Origin of the sequence: Agriterribacter humi, from assembly GCF_009192765.1 — a bacterium.
Classification (GTDB): domain Bacteria; phylum Bacteroidota; class Bacteroidia; order Chitinophagales; family Chitinophagaceae; genus Agriterribacter; species Agriterribacter humi.
Genome location: NZ_VOHQ01000002.1, coordinates 131,288 through 145,785, shown reverse-complemented (window position 1 = coordinate 145,785; position 14,498 = coordinate 131,288). Strand labels below are relative to the sequence as shown.

The 14,498-nt window shown below is 42.0% G+C and carries 12 protein-coding genes; all 12 read left to right on the top strand.

The genetic code is table 11. From position 1 onward, the window contains the following. Nucleotides 1-22 precede the first annotated feature (22 nt). The 12 genes from FRX45_RS03780 (at nucleotide 23) to FRX45_RS03725 (ending at nucleotide 14,490) form a co-directional block, all read left to right on the top strand. A complete protein-coding gene (locus FRX45_RS03780) occupies nucleotides 23-1,651 on the top strand; it encodes an acyl-CoA carboxylase subunit beta (RefSeq protein WP_152267077.1) in 1,629 nt (542 codons plus the stop codon). Nucleotides 1,652-1,710: 59 nt separating this feature from the next. Then, nucleotides 1,711-2,499 carry a PhzF family phenazine biosynthesis protein gene (locus FRX45_RS03775; protein ID WP_152267076.1) on the top strand — a complete coding sequence of 263 codons (789 nt, stop codon included), beginning with the start codon at nucleotides 1,711-1,713 and terminating at the stop codon, nucleotides 2,497-2,499. A 62-nt stretch (nucleotides 2,500-2,561) separates the two neighbouring features. Next, on the top strand, nucleotides 2,562-3,035 hold the full coding sequence (rnhA, locus tag FRX45_RS03770; protein WP_152267075.1) for a ribonuclease HI: 474 nt from the start codon (nucleotides 2,562-2,564) through the stop codon (nucleotides 3,033-3,035). A gap of 21 nt (nucleotides 3,036-3,056) precedes the next feature. Next, nucleotides 3,057-4,268: a mannose-6-phosphate isomerase, class I gene (gene manA, locus FRX45_RS03765; protein WP_152267074.1), complete on the top strand. Its 1,212-nt coding sequence runs from the start codon at nucleotides 3,057-3,059 to the stop codon at nucleotides 4,266-4,268. Between the two features lie 63 nt (nucleotides 4,269-4,331). Continuing rightward, a complete protein-coding gene (locus tag FRX45_RS03760) occupies nucleotides 4,332-5,681 on the top strand; it encodes a sigma-54-dependent transcriptional regulator (RefSeq protein WP_152267073.1) in 1,350 nt (449 codons plus the stop codon). A 330-nt stretch (nucleotides 5,682-6,011) separates the two neighbouring features. Continuing rightward, complete coding sequence (gene kdpF / locus FRX45_RS23805; RefSeq protein ID WP_193311604.1) at nucleotides 6,012-6,092, top strand: K(+)-transporting ATPase subunit F; 81 nt, start codon at nucleotides 6,012-6,014, stop codon at nucleotides 6,090-6,092. 1 nt (nucleotide 6,093) lies between these two features. Next, nucleotides 6,094-7,809 carry a potassium-transporting ATPase subunit KdpA gene (kdpA, locus tag FRX45_RS03750; RefSeq protein ID WP_152267072.1) on the top strand — a complete coding sequence of 572 codons (1,716 nt, stop codon included), beginning with the start codon at nucleotides 6,094-6,096 and terminating at the stop codon, nucleotides 7,807-7,809. A 10-nt stretch (nucleotides 7,810-7,819) separates the two neighbouring features. After that, the gene (gene kdpB, locus FRX45_RS03745) at nucleotides 7,820-9,868 is read left to right on the top strand and encodes a potassium-transporting ATPase subunit KdpB (protein WP_152267071.1); all 2,049 of its coding nucleotides are present in this window, start codon (nucleotides 7,820-7,822) and stop codon (nucleotides 9,866-9,868) included. Between the two features lie 108 nt (nucleotides 9,869-9,976). Next, the gene (locus FRX45_RS03740) at nucleotides 9,977-10,540 is read left to right on the top strand and encodes a K(+)-transporting ATPase subunit C (RefSeq protein WP_152267070.1); all 564 of its coding nucleotides are present in this window, start codon (nucleotides 9,977-9,979) and stop codon (nucleotides 10,538-10,540) included. A gap of 55 nt (nucleotides 10,541-10,595) precedes the next feature. Next, on the top strand, nucleotides 10,596-11,687 hold the full coding sequence (locus FRX45_RS03735) for a porin (RefSeq protein WP_152267069.1): 1,092 nt from the start codon (nucleotides 10,596-10,598) through the stop codon (nucleotides 11,685-11,687). After that, on the top strand, nucleotides 11,684-12,811 hold the full coding sequence (locus FRX45_RS03730; RefSeq protein WP_152267068.1) for a sensor protein KdpD: 1,128 nt from the start codon (nucleotides 11,684-11,686) through the stop codon (nucleotides 12,809-12,811). The genes FRX45_RS03735 and FRX45_RS03730 overlap by 4 nt, the downstream gene beginning before the upstream one ends. After that, nucleotides 12,811-14,490, top strand: coding sequence for a HAMP domain-containing sensor histidine kinase (locus FRX45_RS03725; RefSeq protein WP_226804930.1), 1,680 nt, complete (start codon nucleotides 12,811-12,813; stop codon nucleotides 14,488-14,490). Before FRX45_RS03730 ends, FRX45_RS03725 begins: the two co-directional genes overlap by 1 nt. The last annotated feature ends 8 nt before the right edge of the window (nucleotides 14,491-14,498 follow it).

Genomic DNA, 14,498 nt, shown 5'->3' with positions numbered 1-14,498 from the left:
CGATCATAAATACGCTGCTGATATGAAGATAGAAAACAATAAAAATGAAGATGTTCTGAAACTGGCCCTAAGCCAGGTAAAACAGGAACGGGAGGAAATTTACGCGGGGGGTGGTAAAAAGGCAAGAGAAAAACAAAAAGAAAAAAACAAATTGCTTGCAAGGGAACGCATTGAATATTTGGTTGATGCGGATAAACCGTTTATAGAAATTGGTGTTTTTGCGGGCTACCAGATGTATGAAGAACAAGGCGGCTGCCCGGCAGGTGGAACTGTTGCGGGCATTGGTTATATAAGCGGAAAACAATGTGTAATTGTAGCGAATGACCAAACCGTAAAAGCAGGTGCATGGTTCCCGGTTACCGGCAAAAAAAACCTGCGCATGCAGGAAATTGCCATGGAAAATAACCTGCCGGTAATTTACTTGGTAGATAGCGCCGGCGTGTTTTTGCCAATGCAGGATGAAATTTTTCCGGATAAAGAACATTTTGGCCGGATTTTTCGCAATAACGCGCGGATGAGCGCCATGGGCATTACCCAGATTGCTGCGGTAATGGGCGCCTGTGTAGCCGGCGGCGCCTACCTTCCCATTATGAGTGATGAAACATTAATGGTAAAAAACAATGGCTCCATTTTTCTTGCCGGACCTTACTTAGTAAAGGCCGCCATCGGTGAAGAGGTGGACGCCGAAAGCCTGGGCGGCGCTGTTACCCATACCGAAATAAGCGGTATCTCCGATTATAAATTTGATACTGAGCAACAATGCTTGGACGAGATAAAAAAGATCTGCGGGAGGCTTGGGATGAAAGAAAACGCAGGATTTAACAGGATAAAATCTAAGCCCCCCAAAAAAGATCCAACGGAAATATATGGTATCCTGCCTTCAGACGCCACAAAGCCGTATGATATGCTGGATATCATTGAAAGAATAACAGACGACTCTGATTTTGACCAGTATAAGCGGGATTACGGACAAACTATACTATGCGGATACGCCCGTATTGAAGGCTGGGCGGTAGGCATTGTAGCCAACCAGCGAAAAATAATAAAAACAAAAAAGGGTGAAATGCAGATGGGGGGTGTTATTTATAACGATAGTGCGGATAAGGCTGCCCGTTTTATAATGAACTGTAACCAGAAGAATATTCCTCTTATTTTTTTACAGGACGTAACCGGCTTTATGGTGGGCACCCGTAGCGAACATTCCGGTATTATTAAAGACGGCGCTAAAATGGTGAATGCAGTAGCCAACTCAGTTGTACCAAAAATTACGGTTATCATTGGTAACTCATACGGTGCGGGCAATTACGCTATGTGCGGCAAAGCCTATGATCCGCGGTTTATTTATGCGTGGCCTTCTGCAAAAATAGCGGTAATGGGAGGCGAACAGGCCGCACAAACATTACTGCAAATACAAGTGAGTTCGTTAAAAGCAAAAGGCAAAGTGATTGAGCCTGCAGAAGAAAAGAAATTATTGGATGAAATTAAAGGACGCTACGAAAAACAAACAACGCCTTATTATGCCGCTGCAAGGTTATGGGTAGACGATATTATTGACCCGGCAGATACCAGGAAACTGATTGCAGAAGGAATAGCAGCAGCCAATCATGCTCCAATAAAAAGTCCATTTAAATTGGGCGTCTTTCAGGTGTAGCTATCAGCAGTTAGCTATCCGCTATCAGTTAACCAATCAACTAATCAAACAACCAATCAATGACAATTCCGATATACCAGGCGGATGCTTTCACTGAAAAAGCTTTTGGCGGCAATCCCGCTGCTGTATGCCCTTTGAAAGAATGGCTGCCGGACGCACTCATGCAAAATATAGCATTGGAAAACAATCTTGCTGAAACCGCATTTATTGTCCGGGAAAACAACGATTATCATATTCGATGGTTTACACCAACCGTTGAAGTTGACTTATGCGGGCATGCTACGCTGGTCGCAGCTCATATCTTTTTCAATCATTTACAACATACGGAAAAAGAGATCAGCTTTTATTCAAAAAGCGGACTGCTAAAAGTGATGCAACAAAGGAACGGGCAGCTTACATTGGATTTCCCCCGTGATTATTTTGAAAAACCAAAAGATATACCGCCGGCAATAGGCGAAGGATTGAAGATAGCTGTAACAGAAGTATACAAAGGAAAGTTTGATTACATGGTAGTTACAGACAGCCAGCAAAGTGTTGAACAATTACAGCCCGATTTTAAAACATTGGCCACTATTAAAAGCAGGGGAGTGCTGGTAACTGCACCCGGCAAAGAATCCGATTTTGTTTCGCGCTGCTTTTTTCCGCAAAGCGGAATTGATGAAGACCCTGTTACCGGTTCGGCGCATACCTTGCTTACGCCCTATTGGGCCGAAGTGCTTGGCAAAAACAGGCTTACGGCTATACAGCTTTCTGCAAGAAAGGGATATTTGGATTGTGAACTATCGGGCGACAGGGTTTTAATGAGCGGCTATGCCGTTACGTATATGAAAGGAGAAATAATATTATAAAATCAGGAGAAGATAAATTCGAATTTCGAAAATTAAAATGCTTCGGGCTTCCGGTAACAACTATGTCTCAGCAAACATTAATTATTTATACTGATGGTTCAGCGCGTGGCAACCCCGGCCGTGGGGGATATGGGGCTATTTTAAAATGGGGATCTGCAGAAAAAGAATTATCACAGGGTTACCGGCTTACCACGAACAACCGTATGGAATTGATGGCAGTAATTGCCGCGCTGGAGGCGATAAAAAAGCAGCATATGCCCGTTACCATTTATTCGGACAGCCAGTACGTAGTAAAGGCGGTAAAAGAAGGATGGCTGAAAAAATGGATAGCCACAGATTTTAAAGGCGGCAAAAAAAATAAAGATCTGTGGAAACATTTTTACCAGCTTTCGCAAAAACATAGCATTCAATTTGTATGGGTAAAAGGGCATGCAGATAACCCTTACAATAATCGCTGTGATGAATTGGCTACTGCTGCTGCTGATGGAAAAAACCTGATAGCAGATGAAATGTATGAAAATGGTATCAATGACTGATTATAATTAAATAAATAAATTATGTATAAACTCACAGGCAAAGTACAACACTATGCATGGGGTGGAACAGCATATATACCGGCATTATTAGGTATAAACAATACTGCACAACAACCTTATGCCGAATACTGGATGGGTGCGCATAACAGCAATCCTTCCATTGTTCAGTGGAATGAAAACAAGGGTATGGCATTAAATGAATTAATTAAAGAAGACGCACCTGAATGGCTCGGAGAAAAAGTTGCCCGGCAATTTGGTGAATTGCCTTATCTCTTTAAGGTATTAGACGTAAAGGATATGCTGTCTATACAGGTACACCCTTCCAAAGCTGAAGCGGAGAAAGGATTTGCGCGGGAAAATGAAGCCGGGATCCCGCTTAATGCGCCGCACCGCAATTACAAGGATGATAACCATAAGCCTGAGGTAATGCTGGCACTAAGCGAGTTTTGGTTATTGCATGGTTTTAAAGAAAAGAAATTGCTGCTGCAAACCTTACAGCAAACAGAGGCATTTAAAATACTGTTGCCCGTATTTGAAAAAGAAGGTTATTATGGATTATACAAACAGGTGATGGAATTACCGCAGGCTACGGTTGATGGTATGCTGGAACCCTTACTTCACCAATCAGAACCATTATATAAGGCCAACCAGTTATCAAAATCCGACCCGGCATACTGGGCATGTAAAACAGTAACATCGCACAATGGCAATTATACCGGTATTGACCGCGGGGTATTTTCTATTTATTTTTTTAACATTGTACAGTTACACCCCGGGCAAGCCATATTCCAGGGGGCAGGTGTACCACATGCCTACTTAGAAGGACAGAATATTGAACTGATGTCTAATTCTGATAATGTGTTGCGCGGTGGGCTAACTCCCAAGCATATAGATGTGCCCGAGTTGCTAAAACACACATTGTTTGAAGGCATTGTTCCGCAAATCATGAATGGAGAAGAAAAGGAGGCAGAAACTGTATATCATTGTCCTGTTCCCGATTTTGAAGTAAGCAAAATTATGCCCGACAAACAAACCACATACAGGCATACCGCTTTTTCTGCAGAAATATTATTGATTGCAGAAGGAGAAGCTGATATGGCAACTCCTGTACAAACGCTTCATTTAAAAAAGGGGGAATCTGTATTAGTGGGTGCTGCTGAAACCTATACCATAAGCACTGATACAAGGGCGGTATTGTATAAAGCGGGCGTACCGAAGCAAATACAACTATAAATCACATCACCTTAAATCTTCAATCTTTGCTTCCTTTCAGATAGCTTTGTACTTTAATTTGGTATGCAGGGAAATATACTCGTTATTGATGATGAAGCAACTATAAGGCAATTGATGAGCCGTATTATTGCCCTTGAAGGCTTTATAGTGGAACAGGCGGCCACTCTAAAGGAAGGCAAAAAAATATTATCGCAAAAAGATATTGATGTTGTGTTATGCGATGTAAAACTTACCGATGGAAATGGTGTTGATTTTGTTTCAGAAATCAAATCAAAACATCCCTTAACTGAAATTATTTTACTCACTGCATTTGGAAATATACCAGATGGAGTTCAGGCTATTAAAAGCGGCGCCTTTGATTATATAACAAAAGGAGATGATAACAATAAGATCATTCCTCTTTTATTCCGCGCTACCGAAAAAGTGGCACTGGCAAAAAGAATAATGCAGTTGGAAAAACAGGTAGGCCAAAAATACTCATTCGATAACATTACAGGTAAATCAAAACTTATTTTGGCTGCCATTGAATTAGCTAAAAAAGTAGCGGTCACAGATGCTACTGTACTGCTTACAGGTGAAACCGGAACAGGAAAGGAAGTATTTGCCCAGGCTATTCACCAGTTGAGCAGCAGAAATGGAAAACCATTTGTAGCACTCAACTGTTCGGCATTCTCCAGGGATCTGCTGGAGAATGAGCTTTTTGGTCATAAAGCAGGGGCCTTTACCAACGCTATGAAAGATGAAAAGGGCTTTTTTGAAGAAGCGCATAACGGCACGCTTTTTTTAGATGAAATAGGAGAAATGGCCCCTGAGTTGCAGGCTAAATTGCTGCGGGTAATTGAAACCGGCGAATTCCCCCGGCTGGGTGATACAAAAGCGGTAAAAGTGAATGTACGTATTATCGCCGCAACCAACCGGAACCTGAAAAAGGAAGCAGCGTTAGGAAATTTCCGCCCGGATTTATATTACCGCCTCTCCGTTTTTCAAATTGAATTACCGCCTTTGCGGGAACGGGTAATAGACATACCACTACTTGCTGAATATTTTGCAAAGGTATTCGCCCAAAAAACAAACAGAAAAATACATTCCTTAGACCCCGGCTTTATTGAAGCGCTGAAACAATACCCGTGGAATGGCAATATCAGGGAGCTGAAAAATGTAATGGAACGTAGCGTATTGCTGGCTGATGGTACAACACTCACTATTGACGATCTGCCTTATGATATTAAAAATAGCGATACGCGAAATAAGGAAGGCGGAAAATTTACTTCATTTGAACTGGCGGACGCCGAAAAATCGCATATTCAAAAAGTATTGCGTTATACCAATGGCAATAAAACCGAAACCGCTAAACTGCTGAATATCGCCTTAACCACTTTATACCGCAAGCTGGAGGAGTACCAGATCAAATAACCCCCTTTCAAAACGATAGCATGCACCCTTTCAAAATGAAAGGGTTTTTTATGTATTGATTTTAACAGAAGCCATACAATCTCCTGCTATGGCGCATTCAATCGCTTTACACAGACTTGGTACTTATTTTGGCATTAAGCCATAAACTATTTAAAATGATCAACGAATATGAAATTCCCGTCTGCCTTGAAAAAGCCTTACCGTGCAGCAGGCTTTACGGTCATTCAACTAAAATTTAAAATATGCTTACTGCGCTTTTATTATTAATCATGCTTTCATGCTTCCGGCTGTTTTTTAAGTCAGTTGACTTTTTTGAAAAAATGTAAAACCATGATGACTTTTTTATTTATACTGTCTATTGGGGTACTGGGCTACCTGGTATATGTACTATTAAAACCAGAAAAATTTTGAAATGAATACAGAATTAACAGGTGTTGTTATTACTTTTTTGCTCACCATACTATTAGCTTATTCATTAGGGAAATATGTAGCGAAAGTTTTTGGCGGGCAAAAAACGGTAACGGATTTTATGAACCCACTGGAAAAACTCATTTTCCGCATCAGCGGTATTGACGCCACGAAAAACATGGACTGGAAACAGTTTTTAAAATCCATGCTCACCATAAATATGCTATGGTTAGTGTATGCGTTTTTTATGTTACTGTTTCAGAATAAGCTTCCACTGAACCCCGATGGCAACCCCGCACAAACACCCGACCTGGCTTTTAACACGGCCATCAGCTTTGTGGTAAACTGCAACCTGCAACACTATTCCGGCGAATCGGGAATGACTTATTTAACCCAGTTGTTTGTTGTTACTTTTCTACAGTTTGTTAGTGCCGCTACCGGCATTGCCGCTGTGATAGGTGTATTTAATGCATGGAAAGAAAAAACAACCAATAACTTCGGCAACTTCTGGGTCATCTTTACCAAATCAATCACCCGGTTATTATTACCGCTAAGTATTGTTGTTGCCATACTATTGGCCTTTAATGGTGTGCCTTCCGGCTATCAGGGAAAAGATACCATCACCACCCTGCAAGGCGATACGATGCAGGTATCAAGAGGTCCCGCCGCGGGCATGGTCGCAATCAAACATTTGGGTACCAATGGTGGCGGCTGGTTTGGCGCCAACTCCGCTCATCCCCTGGAGAATCCAAATTATTTCACCAATATGGTTGAAATAACCGCACAGGTAATTATACCGGTTGCACTGATTTTTGCACTCGGCTTCTATACAAAAAGAAAAAAATTAGCCAATGTAATTTTTGGAGTGATGACGGCAGGTATACTTTGTTTATTAGTGCCTGCTGTAATTGCTGAACTGAGTGGCAACCCTGCAATTGAAAAGTTAGGAGTTATGCAGCCAACAGGCGCCATGGAAGGAAAAGAAGTGCGGTTTGGCCCCGCCGCCTCTGCTTACTGGAGCATTATTACCACCGTCATCTCCACAGGATCGGTTAACTCCATGCACGATAGTTCTATGCCCGTATCGGGGCTGATGCAATTATTAGGCATGATGATCAATTCATTTTATGGCGGCTGCGGTGTTGGTATCCTCAATTACTTTATCTATATCATTATAGCTGTTTTTATTGGTGGACTGATGGTTGGAAGAACCCCTGAATTTATGGGGCATAAAGTGGAAGCCCGTGAAGTAAAGATCGCAGCCGTGGTTACTTTGTTATCTGCTTTTTTGATAAAAGGGTTTACAGCACTGGCTGCTTTTATGGTGGCGAATCATCCTGAAACAGCATGGGCGGTACAACCGGGAGCCTGGCTTAATAATCCTTCTTATCATGGTTTTTCGGAAATGTTATACGAATACACGTCTGCCAACGCAAACAACGGAAGTGGTTTTGAGGGACTGGGTGATAATAATATCTTCTGGAACGTAACTACGGGTTTTGTTTTACTATTGGCCAGGTTCCTTCCCATTATTGGGCCGATAGCTATCGCAGGTTTGCTGGCTAACAAAAAATTCATTCCGGAATCCCCGGGTACACTGCGTACCGACTCACTCACTTTTGGAGTGATGACTTTTGGCGTAATCATCATCATCAACGCATTGTCTTTTTTCCCCGCGTTAACACTAGGTCCTATTGCGGAATTCTTTTCACTTAAATGATTGAATAGTTATGAAAACAAATAAACGTTTGGGAAATGTATTTCAAGCTGCCCTGATGAGAGCAGCCTTCATGCAGTCCTTTGTTAAGCTGCATCCGCGTTTCATGATCAAAAACCCCGTGATGTTCACCGTTGAACTGGGCACACTGGTAATGCTGGGTGTTGCAGGTTACACCTTATTATCGGGTGATACTTCGGAGGGTGCTATATGGTATAATATTACCGTATTCGCCATACTCTTTATAACAGTGCTATTCGCCAATTTTGCTGAAGCCATTGCGGAAGCAAGAGGAAAAGCGCAGGCGGAAAGTCTGCGCAGAACCAGGCAGGATACCGCTGCAAAAAAGATATTTCCAATTGGAGAAATGTATGTTGACGAAATAAAAATAGTACCCTCCTCGCAATTGCGGACCGGAGACAGATTTGTTTGCGAAGCGGGTGATGTGATACCCATGGATGGCGAAATTATTAAAGGCATCGCTACTATTGATGAATCCGCTATCACCGGAGAATCGGCGCCAGTGATAAGAGAGGCAGGCGGAGATAAATCATCAGTAACGGGAGGTACAAAAGTATTATCGGATAAGATCGTTGTAAAAGTAACTACCGAACCGGGCCAAACATTTTTAGATAAAATGATCGCCCTGGTAGAGGGGGCCAACCGGCAAAAAACACCCAACGAAATTGCCCTCACTATTTTACTGGCTTCATTTACCATCCTATTTTTGATTGTTTGTGTTACGTTAAAGCCTTTTGCCGATTATGCGCAAACGCCCATCGCCATCGCCGCTTATATTTCCCTGTTTGTATGTTTAATACCAACCACTATTGGTGGCTTATTATCCGCTATTGGCATTGCCGGTATGGACAGAGCCCTGCGCGCCAATGTAATAGCAAAAAGCGGTAAGGCGGTGGAAACCGCTGGAGATGTGGATGTTTTATTATTAGACAAAACCGGAACAATAACAATCGGAAACAGGAAGGCAACTCATTTCCATAAATCTGACAGTATTGATGAAAAGCATTTCGTGCAGTGTGCCATGCTTGCTTCGATGGCCGATGAAACACCGGAAGGCAAATCAATTATTGAACTGGCTGGTATTAATCCCGCCCGCTATCCGGTCAATAATCCCCGGTTCGTTCCCTTCACCGCCGGAACACGCAGCAGCGGTATTGATTTTGACAGTACCCGTATCCGTAAGGGCGCATATGATTCCATTAAAAATATGGTGGAAAAAACGGGCAATACCATCCCGCCGGAAATTATTCAAAAAGTAAAAGAAATTTCAGTAAACGGCGGCACCCCGCTTGTGGTATCGGAAAATGAAAAAGTCATTGGTGTTATTGAGTTGCAGGATGTAATTAAACCTGGCATACAGGAACGCTTTCAACGATTGCGCAAAATGGGGGTGAAAACCGTAATGGTAACCGGCGATAACCCGCTTACGGCTAAATATATAGCCGGTGTGGCCGGTGTGGATGATTTTATTGCCGAGGCAAAACCAGAGGATAAGATGAATTATATTAAACAGGAACAGGCGTCTGGTAAATTAGTGGCGATGATGGGCGATGGTACCAATGATGCACCGGCATTGGCGCAGGCGGATGTGGGCGTAGCTATGAACAGTGGAACCCAGGCTGCAAAGGAAGCCGGCAACATGATTGATCTTGATAATGATCCCACCAAGCTGATAGAAGTAGTGGAAATTGGTAAGCAGTTATTAATTACCCGCGGCACATTAACTACTTTTTCCATAGCCAACGATGTGGCCAAATATTTTGCCATTGTACCGGCATTGTTCATCGCTTCCATTCCTTCGTTACAGGCATTAAATATCATGCATCTCAAAAGTCCTGAATCAGCTATTTTATCGGCGGTCATTTTCAATGCGATCATTATTCCCTTATTAATACCACTGGCATTAAGGGGTGTGCAATACAAGCCCATTGGTGCAAGCGCTTTGTTAAGAAGAAACTTAGTGATTTATGGACTGGGAGGCGTTATCGTTCCTTTTATCGGTATCAAACTAATTGATATGGTGTTGGGTGTATGGATGTAAATAATTACGCATAGTGTCTGTAGCAGGATATGATCTCAATGAATTCATCTCCCGACACCCTGATTACAACTTCCATAAAAATGATTTATTCAAATTTAAAAACATTATATGAAAAAGAATCTGTTAATATCCATTAAACTTACAGCAGTATTCATTATACTACTCGCTGTTATTTATCCCCTATTTATTGCCGCCGTGGGTAAAGCAACGCCTGGTGGAGGTAATGGTGAAAAGTTATCCGTAAATGGTAAAGTGGCAGGCTATGCCAACGTAGGTCAAAAATTTACCGATGACAAATATTTCCGGGGGCGTCCATCCAACGTGGATTATAATGCGGCCGGAAGTGGAGGCAGCAACAAGGGACCTTCTAATCCCGACTATTTAAAAACAGTACAGGAAAGAATTGATAGCTTTTTAGTACATAATCCCGGTATAACTAAAAGTGCTATCCCGGTAGAATTGGTTACAGCATCCGGTAGCGGGCTCGACCCTGATATTTCTCCCGCCGCAGCCAGTATACAGGTAAAACGTATTGCCGCAGCCCGCAACCTTTCCGCAGATCAATTGCATACACTTGTAGCAAATCATACCCAAAAGCCATTACTGGGTTTGCTGGGTCCATCAAAAATAAATGTACTGAAACTTAACATCGCCCTGGACAAATTAAAATAGGGATGGCATGCCATATTGAATGATCATAAAAATTTCATGTCACAACTGAACAACAATGAAAAAAGTATTGATCGTATTCGCACTGCTGGCAACCAATGCCACATTCGCGCAAAATGATTCACAGGAAGAAAAACAAAACACTACCATAACATGGAGTGGTTATGTAGAAGCATATTATGCTTATGATTTCAATATCCCATCCCATCACAATCGCCCGGGCTTTATTTACAGCCATAACCGGCAGAACGAGTTTAATTTGAATCTCGGTTTTTTAAAAGGCTCGTATACGGGCGAAAAAGTAAGAGCCAGTCTTGCTCTATCGGCCGGCACTTACATGAGCGCCAACTATAGCGCAGAACCGGATGTTTTAAAAAACATTTATGAAGCCAGCGCGGGCATAAAACTGAGCAGGAATAAAAGCCTTTGGCTTGATGCGGGCATATTTACCTCACATATAGGTTTTGAAAGCGCGGTGAGCAAGGATTGCCCAACGCTGACAAGAAGCATGTCTGCAGAAAGTTCACCTTATTATCAGGCCGGGGTTAAACTTACCTTTATTACTGAAAATGAAAAATGGTTATTCAGCGGACTGGCGTTAAATGGCTGGCAACGTATTAAACGGGTAGATGGAAATTCGTTAATGAGCTGGGGCACCCAAATTCAATACAAACCATCCGACAAAGTTTTACTGAACTACAGTACTTTTATTGGAACCGACAAACCGGATTCGGCAAGGCTAACAAGGGCTTTTCATAATATTTATGGCATTGTTGGCCTAAATGATAAAATTACTTTAACGCTCGGTTTTGATATTGGTGCGGAGCAAAAAACGGTTTCCGGTAACGGCACCAACACGTGGTATAGCCCCGTGAGTATTTTAAAATATACCATCAGTAGCAAATGGGCGATAGCGGTAAGAGGCGAGCACTATAGCGATAAAAGCCAGGTGATCATTGCAACGGGTAGTGCCAATGGCTTTCAAACAACCGGCTATTCCGTTAACGTAGATTATGCTCCTGTAAAAAATGCGCTGATAAGATTGGAAGGAAGAACTTTGCACAGTAAAGATGCCATTTTTGAAAAAAAGGACGGTGCAGGGAACAATACCACATTTATTACTTTTTCAATAGCTGTTTCGTTGCAATGAATACCGGTGAAATACATACGAATGGTGATCAATACTTTTCAACCAATGCCGGTAAAGGGAAGCTGAAAATTTATATTGGCATGAGTGCCGGCGTAGGTAAAACCTACCGCATGCTCCAGGAAGCCCGGTCCCTGTTCAATGATGGGGTAAACATTCGTATTGGCTATATTGAAACACATGCCCGAAAAGAAACCCAGGCATTGACTGAAGGCTTACCGGCTGTACCCCGGCGTGAGGCTTTTTACAAAGGAAAAAGGCTGGAAGAATTAGATGTAGCAGCCATACTTTTATTACACCCGGCTATTGTTATTGTAGACGAACTGGCGCACAGCAATATACCCGGCAGCAAAAATGAAAAGCGCTGGCAGGATGTACTGGATATTATGGATGCGGGTATTGATGTAATTACCGCTGTAAATATCCAGCATATTGAAAGTATTAATGAAGATGTAAAACAAATTACGGGTATAGAGGTGAAAGAAAGGATACCCGACAAAATGCTTCAGTTGGCAGATGAAGTAGTGAACATTGACCTGACGGCGGAGGACCTGATAAAACGGCTCAAAGAAGGAAAAATATATGATCATACCAAAGTACAACAAGCACTTACCAACTTTTTTCAGCCGGAAAAAATCTTACAGTTGCGTGAACTGGCGCTTAAGGAAGTGGCGGGACAGGTAGAGCGAAAAGTAGATCATGAGATTACGGCCAAAACCCAGCCTTTCCGGCATGAATACCTGCTTGCCTGTATCTCTTCTAACCACGATATAGCGCAACGCATTATACGTAAAGCAGCGCGCCTTGCATCGTATTACAACAGCAAGTGGTTTGTGCTTTATGTGCAAACACCAAAAGAAAGTATGGAAAAAATACCTTTGGCGGTGCAGCGGCACTTAATCAATAACTTTAAAAACGCAACCGAGCTGGGTGCAGAAGTAATACAGAAAAAAAATGATGATATTACGGCAAGTATCATGGAAACAGTGCTCGAAAAAAAAATAACCACGGTTTGCGTAGGTAAACCCCATATTAATCTTTTTCAAATCGCTTTGCGAACAGGTATATTCAACCAGTTGTTAAAAACATTATCTAAAAACGATGTGGATCTTGTAATTCTTTCCTGATGGCGAGTGTAAAGAATAAAATACGAACGGGTACGCTTTTTCTTTTCGTGCTGCTGCTTATGGCGGGAGGAGTTGGCATTTATTACCTGGTACAACTGAAACAGGTTTCAAAAGTTATTTTAAAAAACAACTACGAATCGCTGGAATACTGCCATGCCATGCAGTCGGCATTAGATAGTTTTTTTGTACATCCTCAAAAATCATTAGCTGTTTTTGAAACGGCGTTGCGTCAGCAGGAAGCCAATACCACCGAACCCGGCGAAAAAGAAGGAACTCATGCTATACGTGTAAACTTCAACAAACTGAAATCGGCCGACACCACACTTTCCATTATGGCTGGTATCAGGAACCAATTGCAGCATATTCTCCATTTAAATATGGCGGCAATTGAAGCCAAAAACAAAATATCTGAAAAAACAGCGGAAAAAGCGCTGGGCTACCTGTCAATGATGGCCGCACTGATCTTTATTGTGGCACTTTCCTTTTCCTACAACTTTCCGTCTGTTCTTACCAATCCCATAAATGAACTTACCATAGGAATACAGGAAATTGCCGCGAAAAATTACGGGCACCGTATTCATATAGACCGTAAGGATGAATTTGGTAAGATGTCCGATGCTTTTAATACCATGGCCGAAAGACTTGAATATTATGCCAGCAGCAATCTCAGTAAATTAATGTTTGAAAAAAAACGTGCAGAAGCGGTTATTAATAGTCTGAAAGACGCAAGCATTGGCATTGATAAAAGCAATACCGTGCTGTTTGCCAATAACCAGGCCTTACAATTGCTTTCACTGCAAACGGATGATATAGTAGGGAAAACCGCCGATGAAGTAAGCAGCAAAAATGACCTGTTCCGGTTTCTGCTGGATGAAAAAAACACTACGCTTTTTAAAGTGGTAGTGAATGATAAGGAGAATTATTTTACCAAGGAAACCCTCGAACTTTCTGATGAAACAGGTGGGAATAAGGTAATCGTATTAAAAAACATTACCTCTTTTAAAGAGCTGGATACAGCAAAAACAAATTTTATCGCAACCATATCGCACGAACTAAAAACCCCGCTGGCATCTTCCGATTTTGGGCTGAAGTTGCTGGATGACGAAAGAACAGGAGCCCTCTCTACCGGGCAAAAAGAGTTGATACAACATTTGAAAGATGACAATAAACGGATGCTGAAAATATTAAGCGAACTGCTTAATATATCGCAGGTGGAAACAGGGCATATACAATTGCACAGGCAAATGGCAAATGCCGCAACCATTGCGGATGCGGCGATAGCGGCTGTTATTAGCGCAGCAAAAGAAAAAAACATTGGCATTCAAAGGCAAATAGCTGATGACCTGCCGCCTGTTTTGGCCGATATAGAAAAGACCGGATGGGTATTAATTAATTTTTTAACCAATGCTATTAAACATTCACCCGATAATAGTGTTATTGATCTTTCCATAAAATCGTTGAATGGAAAAGTTGTTTTTGTGGTAACCGATAACGGTAGCGGCATTGCCGAAGAACACCTGCCAAAAATATTTGATCGCTATTTTAAAGTACCCGGCAGTAAAAAAGAAGGCATGGGATTGGGATTGGCTATTTCCAAGGAATTTATTGAAGCCATGGGTGGAAAAATATGGGTGAAAAGCACTTTCGGCATGGGGAGTGAATTTGGGTTTGAATTATAAAATGCGGA

Bases quoted from the DNA above. Each gene is read 5' to 3' on its own strand.
- FRX45_RS03780 (WP_152267077.1), top strand. From the start codon at position 23: ATGAAGATAGAAAACAATAAAAATGAAGATGTTCTGAAACTGGCCCTA.
- FRX45_RS03775 (WP_152267076.1), top strand. From the start codon at position 1,711: ATGACAATTCCGATATACCAGGCGGATGCTTTCACTGAAAAAGCTTTT.
- rnhA (WP_152267075.1), top strand. From the start codon at position 2,562: ATGTCTCAGCAAACATTAATTATTTATACTGATGGTTCAGCGCGTGGC.
- manA (WP_152267074.1), top strand. From the start codon at position 3,057: ATGTATAAACTCACAGGCAAAGTACAACACTATGCATGGGGTGGAACA.
- FRX45_RS03760 (WP_152267073.1), top strand. From the start codon at position 4,332: ATGCAGGGAAATATACTCGTTATTGATGATGAAGCAACTATAAGGCAA.
- kdpF (WP_193311604.1), top strand. From the start codon at position 6,012: ATGATGACTTTTTTATTTATACTGTCTATTGGGGTACTGGGCTACCTG.
- kdpA (WP_152267072.1), top strand. From the start codon at position 6,094: ATGAATACAGAATTAACAGGTGTTGTTATTACTTTTTTGCTCACCATA.
- kdpB (WP_152267071.1), top strand. From the start codon at position 7,820: ATGAAAACAAATAAACGTTTGGGAAATGTATTTCAAGCTGCCCTGATG.
- FRX45_RS03740 (WP_152267070.1), top strand. From the start codon at position 9,977: ATGAAAAAGAATCTGTTAATATCCATTAAACTTACAGCAGTATTCATT.
- FRX45_RS03735 (WP_152267069.1), top strand. From the start codon at position 10,596: ATGAAAAAAGTATTGATCGTATTCGCACTGCTGGCAACCAATGCCACA.
- FRX45_RS03730 (WP_152267068.1), top strand. From the start codon at position 11,684: ATGAATACCGGTGAAATACATACGAATGGTGATCAATACTTTTCAACC.
- FRX45_RS03725 (WP_226804930.1), top strand. From the start codon at position 12,811: ATGGCGAGTGTAAAGAATAAAATACGAACGGGTACGCTTTTTCTTTTC.